The 25,527-nt window shown below is 75.8% G+C and carries 26 protein-coding genes; 17 read left to right on the top strand and 9 right to left on the bottom strand.

Annotated features, from left to right (window positions below; translation table 11 throughout):
• Positions 1 to 105: 105 nt before the first annotated feature.
• From thrS to D459_RS33455, 3 genes are all read left to right on the top strand, one after another.
• Positions 106 to 1,446 (top strand): threonine--tRNA ligase, encoded by a 1,341-nt coding sequence (thrS, locus tag D459_RS0103100; protein ID WP_275041848.1) that lies wholly within the window; start codon positions 106 to 108, stop codon positions 1,444 to 1,446.
• Positions 1,447 to 1,526: 80 nt separating this feature from the next.
• Positions 1,527 to 1,967 carry a DUF7878 domain-containing protein gene (locus tag D459_RS30570; RefSeq protein ID WP_017591529.1) on the top strand — a complete coding sequence of 147 codons (441 nt, stop codon included), beginning with the start codon at positions 1,527 to 1,529 and terminating at the stop codon, positions 1,965 to 1,967.
• Between the two features lie 93 nt (positions 1,968 to 2,060).
• Positions 2,061 to 2,951, top strand: a complete 891-nt coding sequence (locus D459_RS33455; protein WP_017591528.1) for a hypothetical protein — start codon at positions 2,061 to 2,063, stop codon at positions 2,949 to 2,951.
• 229 nt (positions 2,952 to 3,180) lie between these two features.
• On the opposite strand, the gene D459_RS33450 is transcribed toward D459_RS33455, so the two are convergent.
• Both D459_RS33450 and D459_RS0103080 read right to left on the bottom strand, forming a co-directional pair.
• The gene (locus tag D459_RS33450; protein WP_017591527.1) at positions 3,181 to 3,858 is read right to left on the bottom strand and encodes a hypothetical protein; all 678 of its coding nucleotides are present in this window, start codon (positions 3,856 to 3,858) and stop codon (positions 3,181 to 3,183) included.
• 221 nt (positions 3,859 to 4,079) lie between these two features.
• On the bottom strand, positions 4,080 to 5,348 hold the full coding sequence (locus tag D459_RS0103080) for an amidohydrolase (RefSeq protein ID WP_017591526.1): 1,269 nt from the start codon (positions 5,346 to 5,348) through the stop codon (positions 4,080 to 4,082).
• 71 nt (positions 5,349 to 5,419) lie between these two features.
• Between D459_RS0103080 and D459_RS30555 the strand changes: the two genes are divergently transcribed.
• Entirely contained in the window at positions 5,420 to 5,962 is a 543-nt protein-coding gene (locus tag D459_RS30555; RefSeq protein ID WP_017591525.1) for a TetR/AcrR family transcriptional regulator, read from the top strand.
• A gap of 42 nt (positions 5,963 to 6,004) precedes the next feature.
• Here D459_RS30555 and D459_RS0103070 read toward each other — a convergent pair whose 3' ends face one another.
• On the bottom strand, positions 6,005 to 6,448 hold the full coding sequence (locus D459_RS0103070; protein WP_017591524.1) for a nuclear transport factor 2 family protein: 444 nt from the start codon (positions 6,446 to 6,448) through the stop codon (positions 6,005 to 6,007).
• 119 nt (positions 6,449 to 6,567) lie between these two features.
• On the opposite strand from D459_RS0103070, the gene D459_RS36675 reads away from it, so the two are divergent.
• The 3 genes from D459_RS36675 to D459_RS0103055 all read left to right on the top strand — a co-directional run bounded on the left by D459_RS36675 (position 6,568) and on the right by D459_RS0103055 (position 8,599).
• Complete coding sequence (locus D459_RS36675) at positions 6,568 to 6,957, top strand: hypothetical protein (RefSeq protein ID WP_017591523.1); 390 nt, start codon at positions 6,568 to 6,570, stop codon at positions 6,955 to 6,957.
• 69 nt (positions 6,958 to 7,026) lie between these two features.
• Positions 7,027 to 7,641 (top strand): cysteine hydrolase family protein, encoded by a 615-nt coding sequence (locus D459_RS0103060; RefSeq protein WP_017591522.1) that lies wholly within the window; start codon positions 7,027 to 7,029, stop codon positions 7,639 to 7,641.
• Positions 7,642 to 7,651: 10 nt separating this feature from the next.
• The gene (locus D459_RS0103055; RefSeq protein ID WP_017591521.1) at positions 7,652 to 8,599 is read left to right on the top strand and encodes a GlxA family transcriptional regulator; all 948 of its coding nucleotides are present in this window, start codon (positions 7,652 to 7,654) and stop codon (positions 8,597 to 8,599) included.
• 22 nt (positions 8,600 to 8,621) lie between these two features.
• Here D459_RS0103055 and D459_RS0103050 read toward each other — a convergent pair whose 3' ends face one another.
• Entirely contained in the window at positions 8,622 to 9,308 is a 687-nt protein-coding gene (locus D459_RS0103050) for an SDR family oxidoreductase (RefSeq protein ID WP_017591520.1), read from the bottom strand.
• Between the two features lie 94 nt (positions 9,309 to 9,402).
• On the opposite strand from D459_RS0103050, the gene D459_RS0103045 reads away from it, so the two are divergent.
• The 4 genes from D459_RS0103045 (at position 9,403) to D459_RS0103030 (ending at position 15,043) form a co-directional block, all read left to right on the top strand.
• Positions 9,403 to 9,828, top strand: coding sequence for a MerR family transcriptional regulator (locus D459_RS0103045; protein ID WP_017591519.1), 426 nt, complete (start codon positions 9,403 to 9,405; stop codon positions 9,826 to 9,828).
• A 232-nt stretch (positions 9,829 to 10,060) separates the two neighbouring features.
• Entirely contained in the window at positions 10,061 to 11,002 is a 942-nt protein-coding gene (locus tag D459_RS0103040) for a universal stress protein (RefSeq protein ID WP_017591518.1), read from the top strand.
• 247 nt (positions 11,003 to 11,249) lie between these two features.
• The gene (gene helR / locus D459_RS0103035) at positions 11,250 to 13,412 is read left to right on the top strand and encodes an RNA polymerase recycling motor ATPase HelR (protein ID WP_017591517.1); all 2,163 of its coding nucleotides are present in this window, start codon (positions 11,250 to 11,252) and stop codon (positions 13,410 to 13,412) included.
• 152 nt (positions 13,413 to 13,564) lie between these two features.
• Positions 13,565 to 15,043 (top strand): serine hydrolase domain-containing protein, encoded by a 1,479-nt coding sequence (locus tag D459_RS0103030; RefSeq protein WP_275041847.1) that lies wholly within the window; start codon positions 13,565 to 13,567, stop codon positions 15,041 to 15,043.
• A gap of 63 nt (positions 15,044 to 15,106) precedes the next feature.
• On the opposite strand, the gene D459_RS0103025 is transcribed toward D459_RS0103030, so the two are convergent.
• Positions 15,107 to 15,757, bottom strand: coding sequence for a response regulator (locus D459_RS0103025; RefSeq protein ID WP_017591515.1), 651 nt, complete (start codon positions 15,755 to 15,757; stop codon positions 15,107 to 15,109).
• Positions 15,754 to 16,926, bottom strand: coding sequence for a sensor histidine kinase (locus tag D459_RS0103020; protein ID WP_040709071.1), 1,173 nt, complete (start codon positions 16,924 to 16,926; stop codon positions 15,754 to 15,756). Before D459_RS0103020 ends, D459_RS0103025 begins: the two co-directional genes overlap by 4 nt.
• 565 nt (positions 16,927 to 17,491) lie before the next feature.
• Between D459_RS0103020 and D459_RS0103015 the strand changes: the two genes are divergently transcribed.
• From D459_RS0103015 to D459_RS0102995, 5 genes are all read left to right on the top strand, one after another.
• Positions 17,492 to 18,058 carry a TetR/AcrR family transcriptional regulator gene (locus tag D459_RS0103015; protein WP_017591513.1) on the top strand — a complete coding sequence of 189 codons (567 nt, stop codon included), beginning with the start codon at positions 17,492 to 17,494 and terminating at the stop codon, positions 18,056 to 18,058.
• 95 nt (positions 18,059 to 18,153) lie between these two features.
• Complete coding sequence (locus tag D459_RS0103010) at positions 18,154 to 19,329, top strand: GDSL-type esterase/lipase family protein (RefSeq protein WP_017591512.1); 1,176 nt, start codon at positions 18,154 to 18,156, stop codon at positions 19,327 to 19,329.
• A gap of 268 nt (positions 19,330 to 19,597) precedes the next feature.
• Positions 19,598 to 20,215: a stage II sporulation protein M gene (locus D459_RS0103005; protein WP_017591511.1), complete on the top strand. Its 618-nt coding sequence runs from the start codon at positions 19,598 to 19,600 to the stop codon at positions 20,213 to 20,215.
• A gap of 131 nt (positions 20,216 to 20,346) precedes the next feature.
• Positions 20,347 to 21,081, top strand: a complete 735-nt coding sequence (locus D459_RS0103000; RefSeq protein ID WP_017591510.1) for a helix-turn-helix domain-containing protein — start codon at positions 20,347 to 20,349, stop codon at positions 21,079 to 21,081.
• A 109-nt stretch (positions 21,082 to 21,190) separates the two neighbouring features.
• Positions 21,191 to 21,829 carry a LysE family translocator gene (locus tag D459_RS0102995; RefSeq protein WP_017591509.1) on the top strand — a complete coding sequence of 213 codons (639 nt, stop codon included), beginning with the start codon at positions 21,191 to 21,193 and terminating at the stop codon, positions 21,827 to 21,829.
• Between the two features lie 45 nt (positions 21,830 to 21,874).
• On the opposite strand, the gene D459_RS0102990 is transcribed toward D459_RS0102995, so the two are convergent.
• The 3 genes from D459_RS0102990 to D459_RS0102980 form a co-directional block, all read right to left on the bottom strand.
• Positions 21,875 to 22,987, bottom strand: coding sequence for an NAD(P)/FAD-dependent oxidoreductase (locus D459_RS0102990; protein ID WP_017591508.1), 1,113 nt, complete (start codon positions 22,985 to 22,987; stop codon positions 21,875 to 21,877).
• Positions 22,988 to 23,121: 134 nt separating this feature from the next.
• Positions 23,122 to 23,637 carry a tetratricopeptide repeat protein gene (locus D459_RS0102985; protein WP_017591507.1) on the bottom strand — a complete coding sequence of 172 codons (516 nt, stop codon included), beginning with the start codon at positions 23,635 to 23,637 and terminating at the stop codon, positions 23,122 to 23,124.
• Between the two features lie 145 nt (positions 23,638 to 23,782).
• Positions 23,783 to 24,418: a CGNR zinc finger domain-containing protein gene (locus D459_RS0102980; RefSeq protein ID WP_026120009.1), complete on the bottom strand. Its 636-nt coding sequence runs from the start codon at positions 24,416 to 24,418 to the stop codon at positions 23,783 to 23,785.
• Positions 24,419 to 24,484: 66 nt separating this feature from the next.
• Here D459_RS0102980 and D459_RS0102975 point away from each other — a divergent pair, with 66 nt between their 5' ends.
• A complete protein-coding gene (locus D459_RS0102975) occupies positions 24,485 to 24,934 on the top strand; it encodes a VOC family protein (protein ID WP_017591505.1) in 450 nt (149 codons plus the stop codon).
• Positions 24,935 to 25,527: the final 593 nt, after the last annotated feature.

The following is a 25,527-nucleotide window of genomic DNA, read 5'->3' as shown; positions in this document are numbered from 1 at the left end:
CCGCCGCACGCCCCGGGGCGCGGCGGAAACCGGGTACGGGCGGCCCCCGGCCGTCTGCTAACTTCTCCCTTATGCAGCGTGCCGCCATGACGACGACGCCGGAGAGTGTCCCGGCGCGCTGACCGATGTTCTGAATCGAAGCCCCGGGGCGGGTGCCCCGGGGCTTCGTTCTGCGGTCACCCGCCTCCCGCCCAGGAGGAGACCGCCATGCACGACCACCGCAGGCTCGGCCGCGAGCTGGACCTGTTCGACACCGACCCGCTGATCGGGGCGGGCCTGCCCTACTGGCTGCCCGGCGGCGCGGCGCTCCGGCACGCCCTGGAGGAGTACATTCGCTCCGCCGAGCAGCGGGCCGGCTACCGGCACGTCCACTCGCCGGTGCTGGGCAAGCGGGAGCTGTACGAGATCTCCGGGCACTGGTCGCACTACAGCGACGACATGTTCCCGCCGATGCGGCTGGGCGCCGAGGAGGTCGTGCTGCGGCCGAGCCTGTGCCCGCACCACGCGCTGATCTACCGCTCCCGCTCGCACAGCCACCGCGAGCTGCCGCTGCGCATGGCCGAGCTGGGCGGGATGTACCGCTCCGAGCTCTCCGGGGTGCTCGGCGGGCTGACCCGGGTGCGCGCCATCCACCTCAACGACGCGCACGTCTTCTGCACCCTGGACCAGGTCGAGGCGGAGGCCGGTGCGGCCTTGGGGATGATCCGCGACGCCTACGCCGCGCTCGGCATCGCCCCGGCCCGCTACCGGCTCTCCCTGCCCGGCCCCGGCGGCAAGTACGTCGACGCGACGGAGAAGTGGCGGCGCTCCACCGAGCTGCTGACCGGCGTCCTCGACCGCTCCGGCCTGCCCTACGAGGCGGCCGAGGGCGAGGCCGCCTTCTACGGCCCCAAGATCGACGTGCAGGTCGCCGACCCCGCCGGCCGGGAGTCCACCCTGTCCACCGTCCAGGTCGACTTCCACCAGCCCGAGCGGTTCGACCTGCACTACATCGGCGCCGACGGAGCGAAGCACCGGCCGGTGATGGTGCACCGCAGCATCATCGGCAGCGTGGAGCGGGCGGTCGCGCACCTGATCGAGCGGCACGGCGGCGCGTTCCCGGCCTGGATGGCGCCGGTGCAGGTGGCGGTGCTGCCGGTCACCGGGGACCAGCTGCCGCAGGCCGAGGCGCTGGTCCGGCGCTGCGCCGAGCTGGGGCTGCGGGCCGAGGCCGCAGGCCCGGACCGGGGCGGCCTCGGCGCCCGGATCCGCAGCGCCCGCCTGGTCCCCTACCAGGCCGTCATCGGCCCGAAGGAGGCCGCCGGCGACCGGGTCGCGGTCCGGCTGCGCGACGGCCGCCGGTTGGACGCCCGCCCGGTGGGCGAGGTCCTCGCCGGGATCAAGGCCCTGGTCGACGCGCACGCCACGGTCCTGTGGGACGGCGCCCCGAACGCCGCGCGGACCTGATATCCCTGCAGGGACGGCGCCGGGGTTTCCACCGCCCGGGCGGCCGGGCCTGATGACCCGCGGACGAGACCGGAGGCCGGATGTCGGTGAGGTTCGGGTACCGGAACACGGGGGCGCCGGACCTGTACCGGCGCGGCCTCCGGCCGGAGACGGCGCCGCCCGCGGTGCTGCTCGCGGACATCGAGGCCGACCTGGCCGTCCGGGACGGCGTCCGGGTGGTCTTCGCGGAGGAGTCGTTCCCCGTCGCCGAACTGGCGCGGGCGCTGGTGGGCTGGCTGCTCCGGCCGGACCGCGGGCGCGGCGGCTTCGCGTTCGAGTCGATGGCCTTCCCGGAGCCGGGCGCCGTGCGGATCGAGGGGCCGGCCTGCGGCTGGCGGGTCGGCTCGGCGCTCCGGCCGGACGCCTGGACCGCACCGGTCGCCTGGGAGGCGCTCGCCGCGGAGATCGGCCGGTTCGCGGCCGCGGTCCGCGCGGACGTGGCCCGGCTCGGCGCCGACCCGGGCCTGATCCCGGACCTCTGAGGCGGCCGCGCCGCTCCCGCGGGCCCGCGAAGCCGGAGGGCCCGGAGCCGTGATCCGTTGACAGCCGGGCGGAGGACGGGCCAGGCTGCCGGGTTGGACGCCGCCGAGCCGGGACTGGAGCGGTCGATGGCGGAGAGTGCGCCGACTCGGGAGGACGCCCCTCCTCCGCTGCTGGGCGTGCACAGCGTGGACTGGAGCCGGCGCTACGACTGCTCGGGCGGCACCGACCGGGTTCCGGTGCTGCTCGACCGGGTGTGGAGCGGCACGGACACCGTCGGCGCCCTCGATGAGCTGTACGAGCGGCTCGTTCCCGAACACGGGATCTGCACCGCCGTCTGCGTGCGGGATGCCACGCCGGCCGCAGTGCCCTTCCTGGTGAGGCTCGCCCAGGACGTGCGCACTCCGTCGCGGGACCGCGTCATGGAGCTGCTGATGCGTGTCGTGGACGCCGTCGACGAAGGCCCGGTCGAACCCTGCTTCGGCGTCTGGCCCGACGTGTGGCTGACCAGGTGCGGGCAGGCCCTGTGCGAGACCCGCGCGGAGGAGTGGTTCGCGCTCCTCGACGAGGAGCCGGACCCCCATCGGCGCTGGAGGGCGCTCCGGCTGCTGGCGGTCGCCGCCCCGTTCAACGGCGGAGGGCTCGCGCTCTGGCTGTGGCGGTCGGCGCTCGACGCCTCCGACGCGGAGCGCCTCGCGGAGCGCGTGATCGCCGCGGCCTTCGCGGCCCGCGGCGACCCCTGGGACCGGCGGGACGAGGAGGAGGATTGGATCGGGCTGCTGCGGGAGTGGCTGGGGGTGGCCGATTCGGTGCAGGACCGGCTGGGGGAACCGCCCTACCCTTCCCCGGAGCAGACCACCGAAGCGGCGGGCGCCGCACTGCGGAACCTGCCCGAGTGGATGGCGGACGCCGATACCGCCGAGGCGCTCACCGACCTCCTGCGCGAGGGGGCGCCGGTAGGGCGGGAGCGGACGGAGGCCTCCTGAGCCGTTGATCCGGTGAGGGCCGGGAGGCGCCGGCCCCCGCGCAGGCGGGCGCCGCCTCGAGCGAGCGGGCGTCCCCGCGGGACGACCGCGCCCTGATCTTCATCGGGCCGGCGCCTCGGGGCGCTGGGCGGGCGGACCGGAATCCGCGAAGCCCCGGCGCGCCGCGAGCGGGCCCGCCCCGGGGAGGGCCGGGGCGCGGGATCCCCCGCCGCGGGGCCGCAGGCCCCGGTCAGCGGGTGAAGCCGGAGAAGGCGGTGGTTCCGTCCCGGGCCACCGACATCTCCACGTCCTCCTGGGCGCCGGTCTCCGGATCCAGGTACGTGCAGTCGTAGGCGACGTCCTCGAGGGAGTGGCTCGCCATCGCCACCGTCTCCTCCATGTCGCAGCGGACGTACTCGGTCCCCTCGTCGAAGCGCAGGTCGTCCTCGGCGACCTCGCGGAGGAAGGGCGCGGTGGAGACCGCGGGCAGGACCGACCCGTCGGATCGGTGGGCGTAGTGGTACTCGTACTCCTGCCCGCGGTAGGTGACGGTGCAGTCGAGCGCGGCGGCGCCCTCCTCCAGCTCCTCCGACTCCTCTGCGGCGACGCACGCGGACTCCGCGTCCGGGTCGGCGGCCCGGGCGAACGTCACGACCTCCTTCAGCGCGTCCCAGGCGATGCGCTCCTCCAGCGGGGCGCCCGCCGGGGGCTCGGCTGCGGGCAGGTCGGCCTCGTCCACCGCGGGTTCCCGGTCCGGGACCTCCCCCTGCCGGAGGCCGCCGGTCTCCATGGCGGCGGGGGCGTCCTGCCCCCCGCCCGGCGGCGCGTCCCCGGCGGGGAGGAGGCCGCAGCCGCCCAGGGCGGGTACGGCCGCCGCGGACACCAGTGCGGCCGCGGCGCGGAAGGGGGGTCTGCGGAAGGAAGGCACGGGGTTCTTCTCCGTCCGGCGGGTCGGGGCACGCGTTCGGCCGGGCGCCGCGGCGCGGCGCCCGCCCCCGTGTCCGACGGGAGCGGCCCGCGCACCGTTCCGGTCCTCTCCGCGGCGCCCCGGCCCGCGCCGGTGCTCCGGGGCGCGGGGAGCGGGAGCGCCCCTCCGGGGTGTCCGGGCCCGAGCGCGCCCGCTCCGCCGGAGGCGGGCGCGGGGAGGGGTCAGCGGTCCTTCGGGGCGAGCCAGGCCAGGGCGGCCGCGGTCAGGGCGCGCACCCCGGTGCTGAGGGTGGGTTCGACGACCGGGGCGAAGTGCGGGGAGTGGTTGGAGGGGACGTCGCGGTCGAGGGTGCCGCCCTCGAAGGCGGTGCGGAAGACCTCGGGGTCGGCGCCGCCGAAGAGCCAGTAGCAGGTGGGGGCGCCGGCGGCGGTGCCGAAGCGGCCGAAGTCCTCGCTGCCGCTGACCGGGCCGGGGTCGACCACCGCGGCGTCGCCGAGCTCCGCGCGCAGCGCGGCCCCGGTGCGGGCCATCGCCGACTCGTCGTTGTACAGCAGCGGGAAGGCGTTGAACGGGGTGATCTCCGGTTCGCGGTCCGCTCCGGAGGCGGCGGCCTCGGCCTTGACGATCCGGGTGACCGCCTCCAGCACCCTCGCCCGCACCTTGGTGTCGAAGCTGCGCACGTTGATCTGGAGCTCGGCCTCGTCGGGGATGATGTTCTCCTTGGTGCCGGCGCGCAGCGAGCCGACGGTGACCACCGCCGCGTCGCCCGCCGCGACCTCGCGGGAGACCACGGTCTGCAGCCGCATCACGGTGGAGGCCGCCATCACCACCGGGTCGACGGTGGTCTCCGGGCGCGACCCGTGGCCGCCCCGGCCGAACATGCGCACCCGCAGGCTGTCGGTGGCGGCGAAGGCGGCGCCGGGGTGGCAGCCCACCCATCCGGCGGGCAGCGGGGCGACGTGCTGGCCCAGCGTCACGTCCGGGGTGCCGAACCGCTCGAACAGGCCGTCGTCGACCATGGCCGCGGCCCCGGTGGCCAGCTCCTCGGCGGGCTGGAAGACCGCGAGCACCGTGCCGGACCAGGAGTCGGCCCCGGCGGCGAGCACGTCCAGCGCGCCGAGCAGGCAGACGGTGTGCATGTCGTGCCCGCAGGCGTGCATCACCGGGACCTCGGTGCCGTCGGCGGCGGTGCCGGTGGCGGTGCTGGCGTAGGGCAGCCCGGTCTTCTCCTCCACCGGGAGGGCGTCCATGTCGGCGCGGAGCAGCACGGTGGGGCCGTCGCCGTTGCGCAGCACCGCGACCACCCCGGTGCCGCCGACGCCGGTGGCCACCTCGTACCCGGCGGCTCCGGCGCGGCGGGCGACCTCCGCGGCGGTGCGGTGCTCGGCGTAGGAGAGCTCGGGGTGGGCGTGCAGGTCGCGGTAGAGGCCGGCGAGGTCGTCCCGGATCTCGTCGAGCCGTGTCGGGGCGGTGCCGGGCTCGGTCGTCATCGTTCGCCTCCGGAAAGGTGGTGTACCAGCGGTACACTGAATGTACCACTGGTACACGAGGCGGGGGATGCATGGCCGACCAGCGCGAGGAGCTGCTGACCAAGGCGGTCGAGTGCTGCCGGAACCGCCCGCTGCGCGAGATCACGCTGCGCTCGCTGGCCGCGGAGATCGGCACCAGCCACCGGATGCTCATCTACCACTTCGGCTCCCGGGACCGGCTGCTCGCCGCGGTGCTGCACCGGGTCCGGCTGGAGGAGCAGCGGGCGTTCATGGCCGAGGCCGCCGAGGGCGACCGGGCCCGCGCCCTGGAGCGGCTGTGGCGGCACTACACCGACCCGGCCGGCGAGCACCGGCTGCGCGCCTTCTTCCACGTCCTCGGGCTGGCCGCGGAGGACCCGGAGCCGTTCGCCGAGTTCCTCGACTCGCTGAACGACTGGCCCCGCCTCCTCGCCGAGCTGGGCGTCCGGGAGGGCCTCGACCCCGGCACCGCGCGCGCCGAGGCGGAGCTGATCGCCTGGACCGTCCGCGGGCTGCTGCTCGCCCTGGTCACCACCGGCGACCGGGACGCGGTCGAGCGGGCCCTGGAGTCGCTGCGCGCCTCGCTGTCCCGCTGACCCGAGCCCCCGCGGGCGGCGCGGCGGCGGGCCGGCCGCGGATCACGGGGCGGGGGCCTCCTCGGGGACCCACGCCGGGGCGACCGGGGTGATGTGGCTGTGCACGCACACCCAGCGGCCGCCGCGCCGGATGAACACGTCGGTGGTCCACTCGTCGGCGTCGTAGCGCCGCCCCCGGTAGTGGGCGGTGTTGGCGACCCGGGCGGTGTAGACCGCGACGCCGTCCAGCAGCAGCACGCGCGGCTCGCCGATCCGCTCCATCGCCGAATGGGTCAGCTCCCCGGAGGCGACGAGGTCGAGGAAGTCCCGCTTGGCGCCGACCCCCGTCTCGGACACGATGGCCCACCCCTCGGCCATGAACTCCGCGATCCGCTCGGGGTCGTTGGCCGTGATCGCCTCCGCCCAGGCGTCGGCGGCGGCGACCACCCCGGCGCGGTCCGCGCGCCCTTCGGGCGGGGTGTCCGTGACATCACCCTTGTCCACCATGCCCCGACGGTAACCCGCACCGCCCGCCCCCCCGGCCCGCGCCGCGCCGGGCCCCCCGGGCACGCCGGGCGGCGGAAATCCCGTTGAGCGGCCGGGGCGGGACGGCCATACTGGCCCGCATGTGCATCCGCCCCACCGCCCTCGGCCTGCACCACGTCTGCCTGGACTGCCGGGTCGCCTTCAAGCACGCCGGACGGCGCGACCGCACCTGCCCGAACTGCGCCGGCGGGCTGATCGACGCCGGGAACGACCTGGAGGTGCCGCGCCGCGGCGACGAGGCCGGGTGGCGGGTGCTGGGCGTGCTGCTCCGCGCCGGGGTCACCTTCCACTCCTCCTGCTGCGGCGGGCCGGGCTGGCGGCCGCGCACCATGGGCCAGGTCAAGGAGCGGCTGGCCGCGGCCGAGCGCACCGGCACCCCGATCGCCGAGGCGCTGACCACCGCCGACACCGACGAGATCGGCCGCCGCCCGCACCCCGCCCGCCGGCCCGTCGGAGCCGCGCCGCGGTGACCGGATCGGTCCGGGCCCGGGCCTGAGCGGTCCTCGCCGCCGCCGGGTCCGGCGCGCCAGGATCAAGGCATGGCAACCACACGCAGAGCACTGCTCGTCATCGATGTCCAGGAGTCCTTCCGCAAGCGCGAGACCTGGCCGAGCTGGGGCACCGTCTCCCGCCCGGAGATCGCCGAGACCGTCGACCGGCTGGTCCGGGCCGCCCGCGAACGGGGCGAGCCCGTCTTCTGGGTCCTGCACGAGGAGCCCGGAACCGGCGGCCCCTTCGACCCGGTCAACGACCTGATCCGTCCGATCCCCCCGCTCGCCCCGGCCGAGGGGGAGCAGGTGCTGCGCAAGACCTCGCACAACGCCTTCACCACCACCGACCTGGCCCGCACCCTCACCCTGGGCGGCATCACCGAACTGGCCGTCTGCGGCATCCGCACCGAGCAGTGCTGCGAGACCACCGCCCGGGTCGCCTCCGACCTGGGGTACCGGGTGGACTATGTGGTCGATGCGACGGCCACCAACCCCATCCCCGCGCCCGGCGCCGACCTCACCCGCCCCGAGGAGGAGATCCTCGCCGACCCGGAGACCCTGGGGGTGCGGGAGATCGAGGAGCGGACCGTCCGCGCGCTGCACGGCCGCTTCGCCGAGGTGATCACCGCCGAGGACTACATCGCCGGCCCCGACCGGGCATGATGGCCTGGTCATGACCATCGTGCAGTTCATCGTCGCCCCCGGAACGCACCTGCTCGACCTGTCCGGGCCGGCCCAGGTGTTCTCCGACGCCGCCGACCTCGGCCTGGACTACGAGCTGCGCTACGCCGGCGACACCGAGCGGGTGCCCACCGCCCAGGGCGTCGACGTGCACACCGGGACCGAGCCCGCCGACCTGGGGCCGGACGACATCGTCCTGGTCCCCGGGTGGGCGGGCCGGTTCCCCGGCGCGGGGGAGCTCAGCGGCCGGCTGCTGTCCGCCGTCCGCGCGCATCACGACGCCGGCGGCGCGGTGGCCAGCGTCTGCTCCGGCGCCGACGCCCTGGGCCGGGCCGGCGTCCTGGACGGGCGCAGGTGCACCACGCACCACGCCCTCCAGGACCGCCTGGCCGCCCGGTTCCCCCGGGCCGAGGTCGTGCGGGACGTGCTGTTCGTGGAGGACGGCACCGTCTCCACCTCGGCGGGCATCGCCTCCGGCATCGACCTGGCGCTGCACATGCTGGAGCGGCGCGACGGGCCGGCGGCCGCCGCCCAGGTCGCCCGGGACATGGTGGTCTACGCCCGGCGCAACGGCCGGGAGGCCCAGCTCAGCACGGCGCTGGCGTACCGCTCCCACCTGGACGACCTGGTGCACCGCGCCCAGGACGCCATCGACCGGGAGCTGGATCGGCCGATGACCCTGGACGGGCTCGCCCACCGCCTCCTGGTCAGCCCCCGCACGCTGACCAGGAGGTTCACCGCGGCGACCGGGATGACCCCGCAGGCCTACCGCCGGCTGGCCCGCCTGGAACGGGCGGAGAAGCTGATCGCGGCCGGCACCGGGATGGAGAGCGCGGCCCGCGCCGTCGGCTTCAGCGACGCCCGCACCCTGCGCCGGCTGCGCGCCCAGGAGCGCGACCGCGCGCCCTTCCCCGCGGACGGGGAACCGCCGCTCCCCTGACCGCCCTCGGCCCCGGCGCCGGTCACACCGGCTGCCCGGTCGGCCGGACGACCACCGTGTTCACGTCGACGCCGGGCGGCTGCTCCAGCGCCCACACCACGGTCCCGGCCACCTGCTCCGCGGTGAGATTGTCCCCGTCGGGCGGCCCGCCGACCGGGTCCCAGAACCCGGTCTCCACCCGCCCCGGGGCGATCAGCGCGACGCCGACGCCGTCCGGCGCGGCCATCCGGCGGGTGTTCTCCGCCAGCCCGGTGACCGCGTACTTGGTCGCCCCGTAGATGTTGCCGGGCGTGGGCACGAACCCGGCGACGCTGCCCAGCAGCACGATCCGCCCGCGGGTCTCGCGCAGCGCCGGCAGCGCGGCGTTGACCAGGAGCGCGGGGCCGAGCACGTTGGTCAGCACCATCGGCCGCCACCCGGCCGGGTCGCCGTCGGCCAGCCCGTCGTGGGTGGCGGACCCGGCGTTGGCCACCGCGGCGTCCAGCCGCCCGAACGCCCCGACCGTCGCCGCCACCGCGGCGGCGACCGCGCCCTCGTCGGCGGCGTCCCCGGGCAGGAGCAGCAGGCCGTCCGGGTCGCCGAGCCTCTGGGCGAGGGCGCGCAGCCGCACGGTGGCCGCCCCGATGCCGGCGGATCCCCCGGTGACCAGTGCGACCGGGGCCTGTGAAGAGGGGCGGGCGGCGGGTGCCGAAATCGTGGATTCGTCCATGCGCGGCACGCTAGGTCCTAGAGTCGGCTCCAGGTCAAAACCGGCACCGCCCTCCGCGGGCCGCCCCTCCCCGGCGGCGGTCTAGGGTCGGCGCATGGACGACGACGAGCCGGTCCTGAGCATCGGCCAGGCCGCCGAGCGCACCGGGCTGAGCGTGCACACGCTGCGCTTCTACGAGCGGGAGGAGCTGCTGCCCCGCCCGGTCCGCCGGGACTCCCGGGGGCGCCGGGTCTACGGCGAGACCGACCTCGAATGGCTCCTGGTCTGCGCGAACCTGCGCGCCTCGGACATGCCCCTGCCGGAGATCCGCCGTTACACCGCGCTCGTCCGTGAAGGCCCCGGGAACGAGGAGGAGCGGCTGTCCCTGCTGCTCCGCCACCGCGACCGGGTCGCCGCCCGGATCGCCGAGCTGGGGCGCCGCCTCGACCTGATCGGCTACAAGGCGGACTACTACGCCGAGCGCATCGCGGACGGGACCGCCCACCGGGTGTGGAGCCCGCCCCCGCCCGGCGGCGGGTAGCGGCGGCCGGACCGCGCGGGCCGCCGGCGCCTCCGCCCGCGGAGCCCGGAGGGGGCCGGAGAAGGGCGGCCCGGCGCATACTTCCCGGATTGGCGGGATCCGTTCCGGAACTTTGCCCGACGCCGACGGGGAAGGCGCCCCGCGGAGGCCGCCGCGCACATAGGCTTCCCGCGGATGGGCGCCGGCGGCGGCGCCCGGTGGACGGCGCGGCACGACGTGAGCGGAGGCGGCGATGGCCGGCGACGGGAGCGGGACCGAGCGGAACGACCGGATCAGCGGGGTCGTCGTCGGGGTGGACGGATCGGAGGGCGGGCGCGACGCGCTCGCCTGGGCCGCCCGCCTGGCCGAGCGGTCCGGCCTGGAGCTGACCGTCCTGGTCGCGGTGAGCATGCCGCTGATCTCGGTGCCCTTCGGCCGCCCGGTGCGGCTGACGCCCACCCCGGAGGTGGCCGACCGCGCCTCCACCCTGCTGGGCGACGAGACCGAGGCGGTCGCCCGCGCCCACCCCCGGCTGCGGGTGAACACCGTGGTCTCCGCGCAGGAGCCCGCGCCGGCGCTGATCGCCGCCTCGGACCGGGCCGACCTCGTGGTGGTCGGCTCGCGCGGCCTGAGCGGGGTCAAGGCCGCGTTCCTGGGCTCGGTGAGCCTGCGCACGGCGGCGCACGCCGCCTGCCCGGTCGCCGTGGTGCCCCCCGGCCACGGCCGCGACCACCGGGAGAAGGGCAGGATCGTGGTGGGCCTGGACGGCTCCGAGCAGTCGGTCGGCGCGCTGCGCTTCGCCATGGCGGAGGCCGCGCGGCTGGGCGCCGCCGTCACCGCCGTGCGCGCCTGGCGGCTGGTGCCCCGGCTGGACCCGATGCCCTCCGACGGGGCCGCGGTGGCCGAGGCGCACAACGCGATGTCCCAGAAGGTCTCCGAGGACATGCGGCGCACGGTGGAGGAGGCGCGCACCGGGGAGACCGCGGACGTGGACGTCGAGGTCGAGACGGTCGAGGGGCAGCCGGCGCACACCCTGATCACCGCGGGCGGCGGCGCCGACATGCTCGTGGTCGGCTCGCGCGGCCGCGGCGGGTTCGCCGGTCTGCTGCTCGGCTCGGTCAGCCAGACGGTGCTGCACCACAGCGAGGTCCCGGTGGTGGTGGTCCGCTCCGCCGGCGGGCCGGCCCGGGACTGAGCCCGCCCGGGCCGAAGGGGGCGGCGGCGCAGGGCGGCGGGGAACGCTCTCACCTGGAAGAACGGAGGAGGAGCGGGGGCGCGGAGCGGAGCCGCTCCGGGCGCAGGGCCGCCCGCGGGCAGCGAAAAGGCGGGAAGGAGACTCCCCGCCACTTTCAACTTATAGCGCACCGGGGGGCTTGCGGCAAGACCCCCGCCATGCCGCACAATCGTCGATCGTGATCCGAGCACACGACACGGGAGACGATGTGAACCTCCAGGCCACGAGCGCTTTCGACCTCCCCCGCCACCTCTCTCCCAAAGCCGCCCCGGAGCTGATCGCCGGCGACGAGCGGCACTTCGCCGCCATCGCGGAGACCCTGGAGCGGTCCATCGCCGACCTGTCCGGCCGGCTCGACGCCGAGCGCAGGGCGCCCGGCGGCAAGGGCCGGGCGGTGCTCGACCGGGACCTGGAGGTGCACCGGCTGACCGCCCGCCTGCGCACCCTGCGCCGCTTCGGCCTGGACCTGTGCCTGGGGCGGATCGTCGCCGCGGACGGCTCCGAACCGGTCTACATCGGCCGGCTCGGCCTCACCGACGGGGAGGGGAACCGGCTGCTCGTCGACTGGCGCTCCCCCGCGGCCGAGCCGTTCTTCGCCGCGACCCACGCCGACCCGATGGGGCTGGCCAGCCGCCGCAGGTACCGCTGGACCGGCGGCCGGATCGGCGACTACTGGGACGAGGTGTTCACCGAGGACGGCATCGAGGGGCACGCCGCCCTCGACGACCAGTCCGCCTTCATCGCGAGCCTGGGCGCCAACCGGTCGCCCCGGATGCGGGACGTGCTCGGCACCATCCAGGCCGACCAGGACGCCGTCATCCGGGCCGGCTCCGGGGGCGCCCTCGTCGTCGACGGCGGCCCGGGCACCGGGAAGACCGTCGTCGCCCTGCACCGCACCGCCCACCTCCTCTACTCCGACCCCCGCCTGGGGCACCGCCGGGGCGGCGTGCTGTTCGTCGGCCCGCACCAGCCCTACCTGGCCTACGTCTCCGACGTCCTGCCCAGCCTCGGCGAGGAGGGCGTGCGGACCTGCACCGTGCGCGACCTCCTCCCGGAGGGGGCGACGGCGGCCCCCGAGGCCGACCCGGAGACCGCCCGGCTGAAGTCCACCGCGGACATGGTGGGGGCGATCGAGCCGGCGGTCCGGTTCTACGAGCGCCCGCCCGAGCAGGGGCTGACGGTCGGCACGGACTGGGGCGACATCCGGGTCTCCCCCGGCGACTGGGCCGAGGCGTTCGACGCGGTGGACCGCGGGACCGTCCCGCACAACGAGGCCCGCGACCGGATCCTGGAGGAGCTGGCCGACATCCTGGCGGACCGGCACGGCGACGAGGACCTCTCCGCCGGGGCGGTCCTGGGCGCGCTGCGCCGCGACGCCGACCTGCTCGGCGCCCTCTACCGCGCGTGGCCGCTGCTCGACCCGGCCGACCTCGTCGGGGACCTGTGGACGGTCCCCGCCTACCTGCGGCTGTGCGCCCCCTGGCTCGCTCCGGAGGAGGTCCGCAGGCTGCAGCGCGCCGACCCCCGCGCCTGGACCGTCTCCGACCTGCCGCTGCTGGACGCGGCGCGGCAGCGGCTCGGCGACCCGGAGGCGTCCCGGCGCCGACGCCGCCACCAGGCCTCCGCCGCCGCCGAGCGCGAGCGCATGTCCGCCGTCATCGACGACATCGTGCAGGCCGACGACGACGGCGAGGGCGCGGTGACGATGCTGCGCGGCCGGGACCTGCAGGACACCCTGGTGGACGGGGCCGTGCCGCCCGGCGCCGCCGCGGACCCGCTGGCCGGCCCGTTCGCGCACATCGTGGTGGACGAGGCCCAGGAGCTGACCGACGCGGAGTGGCGGATGCTGCTGCTCCGCTGCCCGTCCCGGAGCTTCACCATCGTCGGGGACCGGGCCCAGGCCAGGCACGGGTTCACCGAGTCCTGGCGGGAGCGGCTGGCCCGGGTCGGGTTCGACCGGGTCGAACTGGCCTCGCTGAGCATCAACTACCGGACGCCGGAGGAGGTCATGGCGGAGGCCGAGCCGGTCATCCGGGCCGCGCTGCCCGACGCCAACGTGCCGGTCTCCATCCGCGCCGGCGGCGTCCCCGTGCAGTACGGCCCCGCCTCCGACCTGGAGGCGGTCCTCGGCGCCTGGCTCGCCGAGAACGCGGAGGGGACCGCCTGCGTCATCGGCGACCCCTCGTTCCGGGCGGCGCCCCGGGTCCGCTCGCTCACCCCGGAGCTGGCGAAGGGGCTCGAGTTCGACCTGGTCGTCCTCGTCGACCCGGACGCGTTCGGCGCGGGCATCGAGGGGGCGGTCGACCGCTACGTCGCGATGACCAGGGCGACGCAGCGGCTCGTCGTGCTCACCGGGGAGCGGGCCGGGTGACCGGGGGCGCGGGCGGACCGGCCGCGCGGGTCCGCCCCCGCCGGCGGGCGCGGCGCGGCCCGGGGGCGGCGCCGCGCCTCGGCCTCCGGGGTGAGCGCGGCTCACTCCCCGGGGTGAGGTGCGGCGGCGCCGCGATGGTTAACGTTGCCGCCGTGATCAGCCGAAACGGGGAAAGAACCCTTTCTACGCGATTCCGCCTGCCCGTTCGACTCGCTCTCGCGCTGTCCGTTCCGGTCGGCGCCGCATTCATCGGCGCGCCGCCCCCGGCGCACGCCGATGCGGCCGGCGGAGGAACGGTCGACGCCTATCAGGAGGCGTACGGAAATCCCGGCCTGGCCGTGGCCGTGATCGACGGCGATTCGGTCGAGACCGCGGTCCGCGGGAACGACGGCGACGGAGACGCCGTCACACCGGAGACGCTTTTCCGGATCGCCTCGATGAGCAAGTCGATGACCGCGGCGTCGATCATGATCCTGGTGGAGCGGGGAGAGATCGGCCTGGACGACCCCGTCGCCGACGCGCTGCCCGAATTCACCATGGACGATCCGCGGTTCCGCGACATGACCGTCCGCCACCTGCTGAGCCACACCTCGGGGCTGTCGATCAGAACGAACAACGAGTACGCCCTCCCGCCCCCGGGCAGCGCCGCCGAGGCCGTCGCCGGACTCGCGGACAAGGCCTTGGGCGCCGCCCCGGGAGCGCAGTACGAATACCACAACACGAACTACTCGGTGGCGGCGCGGATCGTCGAATTCCACTCGGGGAAGCCGTTCGGCGAATTCCTGGAAACGGAGCTGTTCGGCCCGCTGGGCATGGACCGGACCACCGCCGCGGAGGGCTGCTCGGACCCGGTGGCCGGGCTGGCCCCGGGGTACGGGACGGTTCTCGGGCTGTCGCTCCCCGTCCCCGAGATGCCCGGCCTGTGCGCGGGGAACGGCGGGGTCGTCTCGTCCCTGGACGACATGGTGCGGTGGGTGCGGTTCAACCAGGGGGCGCTCGGCGCCGGCCCGCTGAGCGCGGATTCCCTGAAGGAGATGCACACGGCCCAGCCGGGAGCCGACGGCCACGGCCTGGGCTGGGAGGTCCGCCCCGGCCCGGAGGAGGGGGCGCGGCCGCTGATCGGCCACGACGGCGCCTTGGCGACCTGGACCGGCGACATGTCCTTCTCGCCCGGGACAGGGGAGGCCGCGATCGTTCTGGCCAATGGCGCCGGGGCTCCCCGGCTGCTCTCGACCGCTCTGCTGGCCGAACGGAACGGCGCGGAGGCCGATCCGATGAGCAACCCGCTGACCACCGTGAACGCGGTTCTGCTCGGGCTGACCCTGCTCGCGGGCGCACTCCTCGCCCGCACCGCGGTGCGCGCGCGGCGCTGGGCGGTCCGGCACCGGGAGGCCCGCCGCCCCGAGGTGGTGCTCCGGCTGGTGCCGCTCGCACTGGTGACCGCCGCCGGGGCGCTGCTGCCGACGCTGATCGGCGCAGCGGGCGGCTCGTTCAGCTTCCACTACTGGGTCGTCACCGCCTGGCTGATGCCGCTGCTCGCGCTGTTCTCCCTGGTGTGCCTCACACTCGGCGCGACCGCGCTCGTCCGCCGGGTCCTGTGCCGCCGGAGGGCGCGGACGCGGACGGGGTGAACCGCCCCCGGACGGCGGCCCCGGGGAAAGCGGTGCGAGCCCCCGGTCCGCCGCCGGCGGGGGTCATTCCGCGCGGACGAGGCCGTGTTCGTAGGCGTAGATCACCACGTGGACGCGGTCTCGCAGTCCGAGCTTCATCAGGAGCGCCCGCACATGGGTCTTGACCGTGTTCTGGGTCAGGTGGAGCCGCGCCCCTATCTCGGCGTTGGACAGGCCGGCGGCGATGAGTCCGAAGACCTCGGCCTCGCGCGGGGTGAGGGCGTCCAGCGCATGGGCCCTGGGCTCCGGTGCGCGGCGGAGCATGCCGATGATCTTGGCCGCCACCCCCGGGGCCAGGGCGGACGTTCCCGCGGCGACCTCGTGGACCGCCCGGCAGAGCGCGGCCGGACGCGTGTCCTTGGTCAGGTAGCCGCTCGCGCCGGCCCGGACGGCGGCGACCACGAGCTCGTCGGCGTCGAAGGTGGTCAGGATCAGCACCCGCGTCGACGGGGACAGGCGAGTGATCTCCTCGGTCGCGCTGACGCCGTCGAGCCCGGGCATCCGGATGTCCATGAGCACCACGTCGATGCGGTGGGAGCGCACCGCGTCGACCGCGGCCCGGCCGTCGCCCACGTCCCCGACGACATCGATCCGCGGGTCGGCTCCCAGCACCGTCCGGAGCGCGCCGCGCAGCAGCTCCTGGTCGTCCACGAGGAGCACCCGCACCGGACTCATGGGGACCCCTTCGTCGGCAGCCGCGCGGCCAGCCTCCAGCCGCCGCCGTCCCGGACCACGGTGAGCGTACCGCCCGCGGCCTCGGCCCTCTCCCGCGCGCCCGCCAGACCGCTCCCCGCGGCCCCGCCGTGCAGGACGCCGCCCCCGCCGTCGTCGCCGACCTCCAGTAGGACGTACGTCTCCCGCCACTCGAGGCGGACCTCCACGGCGACCGGGGGCCGCAGGTGGCGGAGCGCGTTGGTGATCCCCTCCTGTGCCACGCGCACGAGGGCCGGCTCGGCCCCGATCGCCAGCGGCCTGCGCTCCCCGACCTCCTCGAAGGTCACCCGGTGCAGGGAGGTCGACGCGGCTTCCGCGAGCCCCGGCAGCGCGGCCACGGTCAGCGGGGGCCCGTCCCCGTCCGGGCGCTCCGCGTCCAGGACGGCCAGCATGGCCCGCAGCGCCCCGAGCGCGTCGCGGCCCGATTCGGCCACGTCCTCCAGCTCCCGGCGCGCGCCGGCGTCGCTCGCGGTGACGGACGCCGCGTCGATCCGCGCGACCATGACCGTGATCGAGTGGGCGATGACATCGTGCAGGTCGCGGCGGATGTGCGCCCGCTCGGTGGAGACGGCGGCGGCCAGCCGGGCCCGCTCCGCGCGGGCGGCCCGCTCCCTCCGGCGGGCCGCCGCGACCGCGGCGGCCCACACCCCGACGACGGCGGCCAGCGCGAACGCGCCCTGGAGCAGCGGCGTCCAGGCGGGGACGGAGTCCTCGAGCCGGATCCAGGAGAGCAGGCCCGTGACGGCGACCCCGGTGGCGCCCACGAGGAGCGCGGCGAGGCGCAGCCGGCGCCCCCCGGCGAACGCGCACCGCCACAGTGCCAGCAGGAAGCACGCCGACGACGGGAGCGCACTGGACTCCCATCCCGGTGCGGGCGTCAGCACCAGCCCCAGCATGGCCGCCGAGGCGACCGCGAACCCCGCGGCGGGGCGGCGCCGGGACACCTCGACCGCGGCGTGCAGGGCCACCGCCGCCAGGAGCGTCGCCGCGACCTGCCACGCGCGCGCCCCGTTGGCGACGAGGAGGACCGCCACCAGTGCCGACAGCGGAGCCAGGACGCAGTGGGCGGCCAGATCGAGGCGGAGCGCCCGCACGTCGCCTCGATCGCCGGGAATCGGATGTCCTTCCATGACCACCTTGGTGCCGGGCCGCCCCTGCGGGCCGCACGGGAGAGCGGCGCGGTCGCGCCGGGCATGATTAAAGCACGCCTTCCACGGGGCCCGGGCGGCCGCTCCGGAGCGCCGCGCGATCTCGCTCTGCAGGGCGAGGAAGAACGGTGGGGCGACCGATGGAATCGCCGCCGCAATGGGCGGACGCGCATTGCCGAACCTTTCGAAACGGAGCCGCAAATAGGCTCTGACCTGCCCGAAGCGTTGAATTCCGGCTCCGTTTCCGAGGCCGTTCCCTGAAGTGGTCCCGGACGCGGCCGCGCGGGTGGACCGACCTCCCGGCATTCCGGTCCGCGCTTTCCCTTTCACGCCCCGCGAATTCCGGAATTCCCCCCCTCCTCGCCGCCGGGCCCCGACCCGGCGGGTCGGGCCGCGCGCGAGGCGCCCGGGCGGCCTCCGAGGGCCGTCGGCGCCCGACGCCGCCCTGACCCCGGGCGGTCGGCGCCGAAGCATCAGGGGATGGTGATTTGCCTAAAACCTTTAGGGAAACGTATGGTCGCTTCAGGGAGATCGGAGGAGGTTCACGGTGAAGGCAGGGCTGTCCAGAGAGCGCCTCGTCCGGGCCGGGGCGGAGCTGGCCGACGAAGCAGGCTTCGACCAGGTGACCGTGTCCGCGCTGGCCAGGCGGTTCGACGTCAAGGTCGCCAGCCTCTACTCGCACCTGAAGAACTCCCGCGACCTCAGGACCGGGATCGCGCTGCTCGCGCTGGAGGAGCTCGCCGACCGGGCCGCCGAGGCCCTGGCCGGGCGGGCCGGCAAGGAGGCCCTGACCGCCCTCGCCGACGTCTACCGCGACTACGCCCACGAGCACCCCGGCCGCTACGCCGCGGCGCAGCTCCGGCTCGACCCGGAGACCGCGGCCGCCAGTGCCGGCGTCAGGCACGCCCGGCTGGCCCGGGCCGTGCTGCGCGGCTACGACCTGGACGAACCCGACCAGACCCACGCGGTCCGGCTGCTGGGCAGCGTCTTCCACGGCTACGTGAGCCTGGAGATGGGCGGCGGCTTCAGCCACAGCGCCCCCGACACCCGGGAGACCTGGTCGCGGACGCTGGACGCCCTCGACGCGCTGCTGCGCAACTGGCCCGATCCCTGACCCGGCCCCTCTCCCCCGCCGGCGCCGCCCCGGCGCGCCCGGCGGAGCGGAGCGACAGGACCACCCCGACCGACCCGACCGGCAGGCCGAACACCATGCACACCTGGACCACCACGCCCATCACACCCGACCTCCTGCGCGGAGCCCTGGAGCTGGAGCGCACCGAGCACGGGCTGCTGCCGCACCGGCTGCCCGCCCGGGCCCGCGCCCAGTGCGCCGACCCGCAGCTGGCCATGGCCGAATCCCAGCCCTCCGGGGTCCGGCTGGCCCTCCGCACCCGGGCCACCGCCGTCGAGCTGGACACCCTGCCCACCAAGCGCACCTACACCGGAATCCCGCCCCGCCCGGACGGCGTGTACGACCTGCTCGTCGACGGCCGCCTCACCGACCGGGCCTCGGCGGACGGCGGGAACACCCTCACCGTCGACATGGCCGCCGGCACCGCCGAGCACCGGCCCGGCCCGGTCGCCACCCTCCGCTTCACCGGCCTGCCCGACCGCGCCAAGGACGTCGAGATCTGGCTTCCGCACAACGAGATCACCGAGCTCGTCGCGCTGCGCACCGACGCCCCGGTCGAGCCGGTGCCGGACCGGGGCCGCCGGGTGTGGCTGCACCACGGCAGCTCGATCAGCCACGGCTCCAACGCCGCCGCCCCGACCGCCACCTGGCCCGCGCTGGCCGCCGCCGGCGGCGGCGCCGAGCTGGTCAACCTCGGCATGGGCGGCAGCGCCCTGCTCGACCCCTTCACCGCCCGCGCCCTCCGGGACACCCCGGCCGACCTGATCAGCATCAAGATCGGCATCAACCTGGTCAACGCCGACCTGATGCGGCTGCGCGCCTTCGGCCCCGCGGTGCACGGCTTCCTGGACACCGTCCGGGAGGGCCACCCCGCCGCGCCGCTGCTGGTCGTCTCGCCGATCCACTGCCCGATCCACGAGGACACCCCCGGCCCCGGGGCCTTCGACCTCGACGCGCTCCGCGACGGGGAGGTGCGCTTCCGGGCCACCGGCGACCCCGCCGAGCGCGCCGCCGGGAAGCTGACGCTCACCGTGATCCGGGAGGAGCTCGCCCGGATCGTGCGGCAGCGGGCGGCCGAGGACCCGAACCTGCACTACCTGGACGGCCGCCAGCTCTACGGCGAGGATGACTTCGCCGAGCTGCCGCTGCCCGACGGGCTGCACCCGGACGCCGCCGCCCACCGCCGGATGGGCGAGCGCTTCGCCCGGCTCGCCTTCGGCCCCACCGGCCCGTTCGCGGCCGAGGGCGCCTGAGGCCGCCGGAGGGAGAGAGCGGCCGGGGACGGGACCGCCCCGCCGGCGACCCGAGGGGCCGCCGCCGCGAGCCCGAACCCTCGGAGCGGGGGCTCCGAGAGCCTCCGGGTGCGCGGGCCGGCCCCGGGCGGTGCCGCTCCTCCGGCGCCGCGGGCCGCGGCGGGAAGGCCCTCCGGCGGGCCTCTCCGCCGTCGGCTTGACCCTGCCCCAAGGGCATGGCCTGGAGTGGTGGCGAGCCTCATCCGCCACGACCACGGAGCCGGGACCCATGCGATTCCTCCGCACGCCCTTCCAGATCATCCGCGCGAACCTCGGCGCCTACCTCGCCATGAGCGCGCTCGTCTACGGCCTGTTCTTCATCGGGATGGGGGCGGCGTTCGCCTTCCCCGGCCTGCACGCCGCGCACCTGGCCTCGATGGACGAGAAGGGGACGACCGGGCTGGTCACGTCGCTGCTCGGCAGCGTCTGGCTGTTCAGCCTGACCATCTTCGCGGTCAACACGCTCACGGTCGGCGTGCTGACGATCCTGCTGCCCTCGATGATCGTGCCCTTCGCCGGCATCGCCCTCTTCACCTACCGGGCGTTCAACTTCGGGGTGGCCCTCGCCCCGGTGAACGAGACCGTGGCGAAGACCCTGATCCCGCACTCCCTGACGCTCGTCATCGAGTTCCAGGCCTACGCCCTCGTCCTGCTCGGCGCCTACCTCCTCGGGAGGTCCTGGCTCCGCCCGGAGACCGCCGGCGCCCGCGACCGCCGCCAGGGGTACCTCCGCGGTCTCCGGCAGGTCGGCCGGGTGAGCCTGCCCGCGCTGGCGCTGTTCGCCGTCGGCGCGGTCTATGAGGCCTTCGAGATCATCCACCTGGTCCCCCTGCTGGTCGCCGGCTGACCACGGTCCGGCCGCCGGCGCGGGCGGTGGGCGATCGGAGCGCCGCTTGACCGTGCCCTCGGGGCATGGTGTGGACTTGCCCGGGGGCGCACGGCACGGGACGCCCGCGGCGGCGGACGAGGGGGCAGGACATGGCGTGGAGCACTCGGCAGCTCGCCGAACTCGCGGACACGACGGTGAAGGCCGTCCGGCACTACCACGAGATCGGGCTGCTCGACGTCCCCGAGCGCGCCTCGAACGGGTACAAGCAGTACGGCGTGTCCCACCTGGTCCGGCTGGTGCAGATCAAGAGGCTGAGCGACCTGGGCGTCCCGCTGGCGCAGATCGCGGCCATGGGGCGGGCCGACGAGGAGCCGGACGAGGCGATCCGCGTGCTCGACGCCGAACTCGAGGCGACGATCGAGCGGCTCACCCGGATCCGCGCGGAGCTGGCCGTGATCCTGCGCCACCGCGCGTCGCCCGAGGTGCCGCCCGGCTTCGCCCCCGTCTCCCGGTCCCTCTCCGAGACCAGGCGGTCGCTGCTCATGGTCTACTCGGCGGTCTTCAGCGAGGAGGGCATGGAGCGGCTCCGCCGGATGGCGGCCGAGCAGGAGGAGATCGACGACGAGTTCGAGCGCCTGCCCGCGGACGCGGACGAGGCCGCGATCGGCCTGCTCGCCGAGCGGATGGCGCCGGTGGTCCGCGCCGCCCGGGAGGAGCACCCGTGGTCGGCGGACCCCACGGCGGACTCGCCCCGGGGCGCGAAGCTCGCCGAGAGCGCGATAGCGCAGGCGGTGGCGGAACTGTACAACCCCGCGCAGATCCGCGTCCTGCAGCGGTTGAACGGGCTCCTCGCCGCGGACGGCCCGCCCCCGCCCTCCCGCTGACCCCAGGCCGCTCCCTGACCGCCGGCCGGACGACGGGGCCGGAGCCGGGGGCGCCCGGACACCCGGCCCCGGTTCCGCCAGGGCGCCGCGGGCCGGGGATGATGGGCGGATGGTCCCCGCCCTTCTCGCGTTCATCGGCGCCGCGTTCCTCATCGCGATCACCCCCGGCCCCAGTGCGGCCGTCATCCTCCGGCAGACGGTGCGCGGCGGCCGGCGGGCCGCGCTGGCCACGGTGCTCGGCAACGAGGCCGGCGTGCTGTTCTGGGGAGTGGCCGCCGCCCTCGGGCTGTCCGCGCTGGTCACCGCCTCGCAGATCGCCTATGAGGTGCTCCGGTTCGGCGGCGCCGCGGTGCTGCTCTGGCTGGGCGTGCAGTCGCTGCTGGCGGCCCGGCGCGGTGCGGTCGACGACGGCCCCGGGGGCGACGCGGACGCGCCGCGCCCGGCGTCCACCTGGTGGCCGTCCTTCCGGCTGGGCCTCGTCACCAACGCGGCCAATCCCAAGGCGGCCGTGTTCGCGGTCTCCTTCCTGCCGCAGTTCGTCCCCGAGGGCGCCCCGGTCCTGCCGTCCCTGCTGGCCCTGGCCGTGCTGTGGACCCTGGTCGACCTGGTCTGGTTCGTCTCCGCGGTGTGGGTGGTGGCGCTGGTCCGCGAGGCCTTCGCCCGGCCGGCGGTGCGCCGCTGGATGGAGGCGGTCTCCGGGACCGTCCTGATCGGCCTGGGGGTGCGGGTGGTGACCGCGGCCCCCTGATCCCGGCCGCGGCCGGGATCGGCCGCGCCGGGGCCGGATCCCGGGTCAGGCGGACATGGGGATGCCCGGGCGGCGCATCGCGTAGGCGGCGCCGCGCACGATCGCCTCCTTGTAGAGGACCGCGGCCCGCCCGGTCAGGATGCGCTCGCGCGGGCTGTCGTCGGGGTGCACGAACTGGATCAGGCCGTCCTCCCGCCCCAGGCTGATGCACTGCTGGAAGTAGGCGAAGCGCAACGGCCGGGCCCGGCGGCCGCTCTCCCGCGCGGCGATGGAGCGGACCGCGTGCTGGCCCGAGGGGATGCCGGTGGCGCAGGACATCCGCAGCCGCTTGCCGTCCCCGGAGACGAGCGCCGCCGCGTCCCCGACCGCGTAGACCTCGGGGTGGGAGAGCGAGCGCATGGTGGCGTCGACCGCGATCCGGCCGTCCCCGGCCGTCTCGACGCCGGCCCGCCGCGCCAGGTCGGGAACGGTGAAGCCGGTGGTCCACACGACCGTGTCGGCGGGGACCCGGTCGCCGCCGGCGAGGACCGGCCCGTCCGCGCGGACCTCGGCCACCGGCGCCCCCTCGATGACGTCGACGCCCAGCCGGGCGAAGGTGCGGCGCAGGTGGGCCGTGCCGATGCGGGACAGCGCCGCCCCGAGGCGCTCGGCGGTGACCAGGCGGACCTTCAGGTCCGGGTGGGACTCGGCGATCTCGGCGGCGGCCTCGATGCCGGTCAGGCCGCCGCCGACGACCGCCACCGATCTGCTCTCCGGGAGCCGCTTCAGCAGCTGCTCGGCCTGCTCCCGGGTGGTGACGCCGTGGGCGTGCTCGGCCGCGCCGGGGACCGAGGCCAGGTCGGGGCCGCTGCCCAGGGCGTAGACGAGGATGTCATAGCGGAGCGGCTCCGCGTCCGCGGCCAGGTGGACGGTGCGGTTCTCGGTGTCGATCCGCTCCGCGCGGTCCACCACCAGCCGCACCCCGGTCCCGGAGAGCAGCTCCTTCAGCGGCCGGTCCCGCAGCTCCTGCCCGCTGCCCAGCTGGTGCAGGCGGACCCGCTCCACGAACCGGTCCGAGGCGTTGACCAGGGTCACCCGGGCACCGGTCCGGCGCGCCGCGAGCTTGGCGGCGGGAAGCCCCGCGTAACCGGCCCCGAGGACGACGATCTGCTTCGCCATGTCTGTGGCTCCCTTCGGTCTCACCGATCTCACCCCTGGGACAGGGCGCGGCGCACGGATGTGACGGCTTCCGGGCATGACGCGGGTCACATCCGCTCCGGGGGTGCGGCGGGGCCGGCGGGGGCCGGTAGGGCTCAGCCGCCGGAGGCGCGGGCCTCCTCGGTGATGATCCGGGCGTAGTTCGCCATGGAGCGGTTGTACCGGGGCAGGTGCGGGGCCAGGGCGCCCAGCGCCAGGCCGGCGGCCTCCTTGGGGCGGCCCAGGTCGACGAGGACCAGGGCGAGGCAGGCGGTCAGCGCGTCGTCGAGCTCGTCGGAGGCGCGTGCCAGCTCGGCGGTGAGCAGGTCATGGCCCTCCTGCGGGCGGCCGAGGTTGCGCAGGGTGCTGGCCAGCTGCACGGTCAGCCGGCGCCGCCGCGTCCCCTCCAGCCCGGCGCCGATCGCCTTGGCGTACAGCTCGGCGGCCTGCTCGGGGCGGCCGGTGGAGTCCTCCGCTCCGCCGAGCTCGTGGTAGGCCGTCCCGGGGTGGTCCTCGGCGATCTCGGCGGTCAGCTCCGCCATCCGGGCGCGGAACTCTTCCGCGGGCAGCTCGTCGAAGGAGCCCCACAGGGCTTCCAGGCGCTTCTCCCATTCGGGGGCGGGGCCGGTCATCGGGTCCCCTCGGGTCTGTCGGGGCAGGGGGCGGCCCGGGGCCGGGAGGGCGGGCCGACGCTGGAGCATCCCACCGCGGCGGCGCACCGGGCAAGCCCTTATCGCCTCGGCCCCGCTCCCCGCGGCTTCCCGGACGGCGGGGCGCTCACCGCTCACCGCCCCGCTCCCCGGGGCCGCCGGGCTCCTCCGACGCGCGGCGGGTGCGCAGGGCGCGGACCTTGCTCCGGTTGCCGCACCGCTCCATGGCGCACCAGCGGCGCCGCCCGGGGCGGGAGGTGTCCACGAACACCAGGCGGCATCTCTGCCCGGCGCACTCCCGGATCCGGTCGGCGAAGCGACCGGTGAACAGCTCGACCGCGTCCCGGGCCACGGTGGACAGCGCCTGGGAGGCGTCGGCGGGCAGCGCCCAGGCGCGGGCGCCGCCGGGGGTGATCGAGGGGGCCAGGGGCGGCGCCGCGGCGGCCCGGTTGACCTCGGCGACGTCCTCGGCGCCGAGCGGGTCGCCGCGGAGGACGGCCTGGGCCATGCGCATGATCGCGTCGCGCACCCGGCGGGCCGCGGTGAGCTCCTCGGACGAGACGCGGACCTGATCCGGATCCAGGCGCAGCCGCGACTTCGCCAGCCACGCGGCGAGGTCGCCGGGTTCGTGCAGGGACTCCCAGCGGGCGAACTCGCCGGGGCCGCCGGTGGTGAGCAGCTCGAAGCAGAGCGACCCGGGGTCGAACAGGTAGCTCGCGCCGTCCGGGGGGTTCATCACGAAGCCGGTTGCCGTCGAACTCATGTAACCACTATAACTGGAATCACTGGGCGGGGCCGTACGGGCCCCGGTGAAGGACTGGAGAAGACGATGGCCGTGGAATGGCAGCTCGTGGTGGACAGCGCCGAACCGATCGCGCTCTCCCGCTTCTGGGCCGAGGCACTGGGCTACGAGCCGGAGGACAACAGTGCGCTGATCGAGAAGCTCGCCGCCGACGGGGTGGTCACCGAGGAGCACTACACCGTCGTCGACGGCCGCAAGGCGTGGATCACCGCCGCCGCGATCCGCCACCCGGACGACCCGGTGCAGGACTTCACCGGCTTCGGCCTGGGTCGCCGCCTGCTCTTCCAGACCGTGCCGGAGGCCAAGTCGGTGAAGAACCGCCTCCACATCGACCTGCGCGTCGGCCCGGAGCGGCGCGACGCCGAAGTGGAGCGGCTGCGGGCACTGGGCGCCTCCAAGGTCCGCGAGGTCGTGGAACCCGGAACCCACCACATCACCATGACCGACCCGGAGGGCAACGAGTTCGACGTGCAGTGACCGCTGATCGATCCTCGCCGCCCCTGAGGGCTCAAGCGGGCGGGCGCTGGTAGCGGCGCAGCGGTGGGCCGGCAACGGTAGGGGCGGGGCGAAGGTGTCACCCGAGCGCGGCGCCCCGCAGAGCGAAGGTTCAAGCAGGCAGCGAAGGCGGCGGTGGGGACCGGCCGGTCGGTCCGGTGCGGCACCCCACGGGGTGAGGGTTCATGCCGGCGGCGACGGCAGCGGTAGGGGCGGGGCGAGGGTGGTCGCCCGAGCGCGGCGCCTCACGGGGCGGGGGTTCAGGCTGGCAGCGAGGGCGGCGGTGGGGACCGGCTGGTCGGTCGGGTGCGGCAGAGCGGGGTGGGGCGGCAGGGGGGGGGGCAGGTGGCGGGTTCGCCGTTCCCGCGTCGCCCGGGCGGCGTGGCCGGCCGCCTCTGAAACCGCTGCCCCTCTTTGACCTGGGTGAATACGTAGGGTGATGGTGGCGTGGGGTGCCCTGCGCATCGCGAGAGCACCCCGGAGATTCCCGGGCGCGCATCCCGGCCCGGATCGGCCCCTTGGCGGCCCGATTGGGGCCGTTCGGGCCGGTGTTCGGGGGTTCGAGCCGCCCGGAA

The organism is Nocardiopsis potens DSM 45234 (assembly GCF_000341105.1).
In the GTDB taxonomy this organism is placed as follows: Bacteria; Actinomycetota; Actinomycetes; order Streptosporangiales; family Streptosporangiaceae; genus Nocardiopsis_A; species Nocardiopsis_A potens.
This window is presented reverse-complemented; position numbering and strand designations above follow the sequence as displayed.